Origin of the sequence: Sporosarcina ureae (genome assembly GCF_029267015.1) — a bacterium.
In the GTDB taxonomy this organism is placed as follows: Bacteria; Bacillota; Bacilli; order Bacillales_A; family Planococcaceae; genus Sporosarcina; species Sporosarcina ureae_D.
Window position 1 is genome coordinate 23,121 of sequence record NZ_JARIEA010000062.1, and the last position, 7,102, is coordinate 30,222.

At 42.6% G+C, this 7,102-nt stretch carries 5 protein-coding genes; 2 read left to right on the forward strand and 3 right to left on the reverse strand.

The features are described 5' to 3' along the window. Positions 1-166: 166 nt before the first annotated feature. From Q7P97_RS10645 to Q7P97_RS10655, 3 genes are all read right to left on the reverse strand, one after another. Entirely contained in the window at positions 167-736 is a 570-nt protein-coding gene (locus Q7P97_RS10645) for an SCO family protein (protein ID WP_303969174.1), read from the reverse strand. 83 nt (positions 737-819) lie between these two features. Next, positions 820-2,580, reverse strand: coding sequence for a GMC family oxidoreductase (locus tag Q7P97_RS10650; RefSeq protein WP_303969175.1), 1,761 nt, complete (start codon positions 2,578-2,580; stop codon positions 820-822). Positions 2,581-2,603: 23 nt separating this feature from the next. Beyond that, entirely contained in the window at positions 2,604-3,383 is a 780-nt protein-coding gene (locus Q7P97_RS10655; RefSeq protein ID WP_303969176.1) for a gluconate 2-dehydrogenase subunit 3 family protein, read from the reverse strand. Between the two features lie 360 nt (positions 3,384-3,743). Between Q7P97_RS10655 and Q7P97_RS10660 the strand changes: the two genes are divergently transcribed. After that, positions 3,744-4,184: a cell wall hydrolase gene (locus Q7P97_RS10660; RefSeq protein WP_303969177.1), complete on the forward strand. Its 441-nt coding sequence runs from the start codon at positions 3,744-3,746 to the stop codon at positions 4,182-4,184. Positions 4,185-4,341: 157 nt separating this feature from the next. Then, positions 4,342-6,927, forward strand: a complete 2,586-nt coding sequence (locus Q7P97_RS10665) for a CBS domain-containing protein (protein ID WP_303969178.1) — start codon at positions 4,342-4,344, stop codon at positions 6,925-6,927. The last annotated feature ends 175 nt before the right edge of the window (positions 6,928-7,102 follow it).

A 7,102-nucleotide genomic window follows, 5' to 3' on the forward strand; every position in this document is an offset into this window, starting at 1 on the left:
TTGCGCACCCTACAGACGGAGGAATCCAGAAAAAGTTTCAAAAGTTTTTTAGAAAGTTTTTTATCGATGGCAACCGTACAATGTATAGTAAAAGAAAAAGCATCCTTTCGCTCTTTTTAGAACGAAAGAATGCCTGATCTATGCATATAAATGTTTTTTCATAACGCTACTTCCCTAAAACCGTCTTCACATCCGCCACTAGCAAGTCATGATCTGTTGCGCTCATGCCGTTATACTGTTTGACAATCTCGCCGTCAGGATTAATTAAATAAAAGAAAAAGCTGTGCGATCGCTGACCGAGTGCTCCTTTTTCCAATACTGCCTTGAATGTATTCACAGACAACTTACGAATTTCTTCAAAATCATAGCCTGTTAAAAACGTCATGGTATCTAGGTCCGCTCCATAATCTCTTGCATAGTCTCGCAACACTTCAGGTGAATCCAATTCCGGATCGATACTGAACGAAACGATTTGCGGTGTTATACCTTCTTCTTTCAAGCTCTTCTGGATACTAACCATATTGGCTGTCGTTCGTGGACAGACCGTTGTACAGTGCGTATAGGAAAAATAAGAAATCCACCAATCCCCTTTCAAATCATCCAGCGCGAGTGTGTTCTCGTCTTGTGTAGTGAACTCGAAATCCGGCAATTCTTCGGACATATTCGTTTCGATTTGATTGGAACAGGCACTGAGAAATACGGCTGTCAAGAAGGTAAAAAGTATTCGGATATTCATACGCATCTTTCCTCGCTATAATCTATATATAGAAAGGGGAGAGGCTTCGATCTCCCTCCCCCCTTGTCACATCTTTAATTGGTTCACGCTTTTGCGCTTTCTTCCTTTTTAACCAACTGGCCTCCGCCGTCTTCAAGGAACTTGATCATTCCTTCAGCAGCACGATACGCGAGAGCACCAACTGTCGCTGTAGGATTGGAGCTACCCATCAGTGGGAATGAAGAAGCCCCTACTACGAATAAATTATCCATATCCCATACTTGTGAATAGTTATTGACAGCAGATGTCTCAGGATTGTCTCCCATGACTACACCGCCACCTGTATGGTCAGATAGTGAACTCTTATCAAATTCTGTTTCCTCTGTAATTTCAGGCACGGTAATATGATCGGCGCCCATTTGCTCTAGTAACTCTTTTCCTCTTTGGTGAGCATATCGGACAATGTTGCGGTCTTGGTCATGGAACTTGCTCGTGACGCGCAGCAATGGATCACCAAACATATCTGTATACGTCGGATCTAAATCCATATAGTTTTCACGCCAAGCGAGTGCACCATTTTGCTGCTGAACGTCTATACGACGGTTTGCATAGAAAATGGATTTGTCCTTGAATTCTTTACCCCATGACGGAACACCTGCAGGAACATGGTTATTCGTGATCGGTCTGTCGCCTCTTTGAGATGTACGCAAACAGAAACCATGCAAGAAATCAAGTTTTGAATGATCAAGCTGCTCAATATTAAAGTCATCCATCGTCACGCCAAGTGCACCCGTACCCGCATAGCGATTGAATTTCTTCTCATCGAAGAATCCACGTACGCGTGTGTGTGTCAAGTTACGTTGGTGTGCAGTCAAGTGACTACCGATCACGCCGGTTCCGTCTGTTGGATTGTACGGCTTGCCGATTTCAGATAATAACATGAGACGCGTATTCGTAAAGGTGAATCCAGCCACAACGACAATATCTGCCGGTTGAATGAACTCTTCCCCTGTTTCCGTATCTACATATTTAATGCCGACTGCCTTTCCATTTTCATGGACAATCCGAACTGCGTACGAGTTATTGCGCAACTCATACTTACCGCTTTTATTTGCTGTAGCTAACACTGTAGCAATTGGATCCGCTTTCGCTCCGAAGTCACAACCGAATGATTCACAAAAAGCGCAATACACACATCCGTTGATCGTCTCTCCATCGGGATTCGTATACGTCTCCGATATGTTAGCAGAAGCTATACGATACGGATGATACCCCAAATCTTTTGCAGCTTTCGTAAAGGTACGAATGATATCCGTTTCTTTCATCGGCGGGGTTGGATAATCATCCGAACGCTGACCCGGTCGCAATGGATCCGGCTCACCAGAAATTCCAGCTGTTTTTTCAAACTGATCGTAATACTTCTCAAGCTCATCATATGTAATACCCCAGTCTTGGAGTTGCATATCTTTCGGGATGATTTTCTCTCCATACTTTTCGACCGTCTTCGTATGCATTTCAAAATCCGTTGGAAGCCAACGATAGACCATGCCATTCCAGTGAACACCTGAACCGCCAGTAGCTGTACCATTAATCGCATTGGTATCGTTACTTCGGTTAGGCGTCGCCGTTTCATCCAGCGTATTGCGGATCGTCAACGTTTCTTTGTTCAATTCTTGGAACATGAGTTTTCGCACATCATAACGAAGTTCGTCTTTTGCACCGACGAAATCTTCTCGCTTCTGCGCTTTTCCTCTTTCTAATCCAACTACTTTATATCCTTTTTTCGTTAATTCAGCTGCTGCAATACCGCCTGCCCAACCCGAACCTACGACGACTGCATCTACTTTTTCTAATGTTTTTACCATTCTTGTCTCCCCTTTCCTATCATTTATTTAGGTTGATAATCCGTCAAACTGACTTGATCCATTTTTACAAACTTATCTTCTTCTATCATATCGGTATACGATGCGATAGCACCTGGATATTCTTTCATTTTCCAGCCTTTCATATCTCGATTGCCTCCGTATAACGGATCACAATACGCGCCTTCAAGCGTAGTAGAACGCAATAAATTAAAGAATCCTTTTGAACTAATGCCTTTGACTTCTACTTTGTCATCTGCAAAGTCCGTCATAATTTCTAATTGCTGATCTTCCGTCGCTTTAACGAAATTCGTATCAAAGCGTTTTTGGCTTTCGACATCCATTGTTCGTAACCCATTAATGAAAATCTGTCCGCGATCAAGACTTGAGTCCGAAGCTGCTGCTTTAGAACCTATGAAAGGACCTTGTCTGAAATCGCCTACGTTGGATCCATAAGGACCTGCCAATTGTTTATCGATATAATAAGGAACTCCTAACTCTATTGCTCCAGGACCGTTATGATCTTCAGGGAAGATTCGCTCCACTGCCTGTTCCAAAATAGCGAAATCGGCAATACGTGTGAAATACATACGTGCTTCTTCATATCGCTTCTCTTTACCGCTTCCTTTATCCCCAGCAGTATTCGAATTCGTATCGTTCTTAGATCGACTGCTAAACAAACCACCAAGTAACGCACCGCCGGCTACACCTCCGACAGCAATACCTGTATTTTTGACAAAACTACGACGTCCCGGATCAGAAACTTCGTTTGCATTCTTCGGGTTGTTTGAATTATTATCAGCCATTGACTTTCCTCCTCTTTATGTAAATAGTTCAACAGTACATGAGCGATTCACACCGAAATATTTTTCCGCTTTTCGGAAAATTGAATGCGTATGCAGTAAAGCTATCACGATGTGACTCTCGACAATACTAACAGATACTAAAATATCCACTTCTACAGTAATTTGTATACAAATGGACTGTACTACGCACAGTGTAAATCCTTAGTCCAGATTTTTCAATCTATTAACCTTTACCCTACTATTTAAAGGTATAAGCTTAGTAGACGGTCTTCATTTTTTTATTGAAGTACTCTATAAATCTTTATAAAAATGTCACATCATTGCCAGCCGTTCTCATACACTATAAATGAGGTGAAAACTATGGCGAGAGTCAAATATCGAGATTCAGATGTCGACTTAATGGCAAGAATGATGAGAGCGGAAGCCGAGGCAGAAGGTAATCAAGGAATGCTGTATGTTGGAAATGTAATTGTCAATCGTGCAGTAGCCGATTGTCTCGACTTTAGAGATGTGCGTTCGATCAACGATGTAATTTTCCAAATACAAGGCAATAATTATTCATTCGAAGCCGTACAAAAAGGAAATTTGTTTTATCAACGTGCAAGAGAATCTGAAAAAAGATTAGCTGAACGTACTCTAACAACCTGGCGTCAACATCCTGCCCACTACGCGCTATGGTATTTCAATCCATACGCCCCCTGCCCGCCTACTTGGTACGGTCAGCCATTTACAGGGCAATTTAAAAATCACTGTTTCTACGAACCGCAACCAGGGACTTGTGATAGTGTCTATATGGGTTAAAAAGCACCATAGATTAGACTCAATTGAACATTTTGAATGAAACTGATAAACTATACCTATTACACTATTTAACACAGAATATAACCACCTTCCACTCAGGCAGAGCAGAGGGTGGTTATTTTTTTAATAACTTACATATTGTCTAGGGGGACTATCAGTGCAAATTATTACATCACACGTCAATACTGACTTTGACGCGCTCGCTTCAATGATTGCGGCGAAAAAGCTGTATCCGGACGCACAGTTGATCATTTCCGATAAGTTGGAAAGTCGCGTACAACGTTTCTTGAATATTTACCGAGATGTCTTCGACTTCGTGCCAAGTGCTCGTATTGATTGGGATCAAGTAACAGAAATGATTATCGTGGACGTAGCTTCACTTTCTAGAATTGGTAGACTCCCCGATGATTTCGATGTCTCAAAACGCAAAGTCATTATGTATGACCACCATCAAAAAGGCGAACAGGACCTAGCATACGACGAAGGGACTGTGGAACTTACAGGAGCTGCTGTCACATTGCTTCTTGAGGAAATCCAGAGAAAGAACGTATCGATCACAAGTTTTGAAGCTTCCTTATTCGGTCTCGGCCTGTATACAGACACAGGAAACTTTACATATGCAAATACGACTGTCCGTGACATGAAGGCTGCTGCTTATTTACTCGAACAAGGAATGAGCCTTGAGATGGTTGGCAGTTTCGCGGAGGAATCATTAACGTCAGACCAGCAAGATTTATTGGATGAATTGCTTACACATACAGAAATTCATGAAGTTGATGGTCTTGAAATTGCGGTTAGTACGCACGAGTTGGATAGTTTCTTGAACGGTTTGGCATTGATTACCACCAAAGTACTGGGTGTGAAAGGAACGGATGCGGTCATTACTGTCGTCAAAATGAAAAATACCGTATGCGTCGTAGGGCGAGCAAATTCTGAACGTATTACACTGCAACCTATCCTGAAAAAACTAGGTGGCGGAGGTCACAAGCATGCAGGTTCCGCCACTGTGAAAAAAGGAGATAAAGATGCCATTCTTGAGGAAATCAACAATAGTATGAGTACGATGTTGCGCCCTGCGATTACCGCAAAAGAGTTGATGACGTCGCCTGTCAAAACACTAACTCCGGATACAACGATTGAAGAAGCAGGTCATCGCATGTATCGGTACGGGCATTCGGGCTATCCTGTCGTCGAAAACAATAAATTGGTCGGTTTAATAACGAGACGTGATCTCGATAAAGCGAATCACCACGGACTCGGCCATGCACCAGTGAAGGCGTATATGACGACTAAAATCTATTCAATCGGACCGGATGCTTCACTTGAAGAAATACAGGAACTCGTTATTGAGCATAATATCGGTCGCTTGCCTGTTCTCGTCGATGGCGAAATCGTCGGGATTGTCACTAGGTCGAATATTATTGAAGTACTTTATAGTGATATGACAGCAGACAAACAAACAGAAAACACGTCCCCTACCGCTGAACTGATTGAAAAGATGGACAAACATATGAGTGAAGAAGTTTCGCAATTGCTGAAGGACATCGGCGAAACAGCGAGCCGCATCCATACACCTGCTTACTTAATCGGTGGGATTGTACGGGATATTTTACTCGACAAGCCGAATTATGACATCGACATTGTGGCAGAAGGCAATGGAATCGAACTGGCGAATAGCATGATGGAAACCCATGGCGGCGAAGTAGTGGAACATGAAAGCTTCGGCACTGCGACGTGGAATACCCCGTCCGGTCTTTCCATTGATATGGTATCGTCAAGGCTCGAATACTACGAACAGCCAGCTGCTTTACCTGAAGTTGAAATCTCCATTCTCGAAGATGATTTGCAACGACGTGATTTCACGATCAATGCGATGGCAATCCGTCTGAATACGGAAGCGTTCGGTGAATTGATCGATCCGTTCGGCGGACAAGAAGACTTGCGCCAGAAGAAAATCAAAATTCTCCATAATATTAGTTTCATCGAAGATCCGACACGTATTTTCCGTGCGGTACGCTTTGAAGAACGTTTCGGTTTCTCGATGGATGAGCAAACAGAAAAATTGGCACTGGAGTCAATTGATAAAGTCATCCACTTGTCACCGCAGCGGATTAATGAAGAAATGATTCGTTTATTTACAGAAGGCAGACCACAAGAAGTCATTCGTCGCCTATTTGAATTAAAAGTTTGGCAACAGTTTGGTGTCAACGAGAAACAGTTAGGTGCTGCCGTAATGGCCGCTAGTACCTTAGAAAAACTGTACAACGAACAAGTACGTCAAATCGCGAATCTGAAAATCGGTGAAAAACCAAGCTGGTTCAATTACTTCCTGTTGCCGTTCTACTGTAACGATAGCTTGTATGCAGCGGAAAAATTCACACTGCGAAAAAACCGAAGAAAGCTATTGGAAGAAATCACTGCATTGCAGCGGCATGACCAGTGGAATGCCGCGGAACAACCTGGAGACTACCACTTGTTCCTTCACGATTTTTCCGACGAAGCAATTCTGTTTATCCTAGTGGCGGACGAAGTAGCGCATCCCGAATCCATCATTGATTATTTGTACGAACGCAACCAACTTCAAAACCTTTTGTCGGGTGGCGATTTAATGAAAGCCGGACTCAAACCTGGACCAGCATTCGCGAAGATCTTGCTCCTTCTGGAAGTAAGTCAGCTAAATGGAGATATTGCCTCCAAGGATGATGCGTTGAAGTGGTTAGAGGAGTATTTGTGTAAGAATTAATTATAAACACCCGAAACTTCAGTTGAAGTTTCGGGTGTTTTGTTTTCTGGTTCTATAATAAATGTTGGGGTACTCAAACAATTGAACAAAAAAATGCACGTGATCACCAATTTCTTTTATACTTGAATTGTCTAGAAACAAGTCAAAGAGAAAGGTGATACGTGCATATGAATTT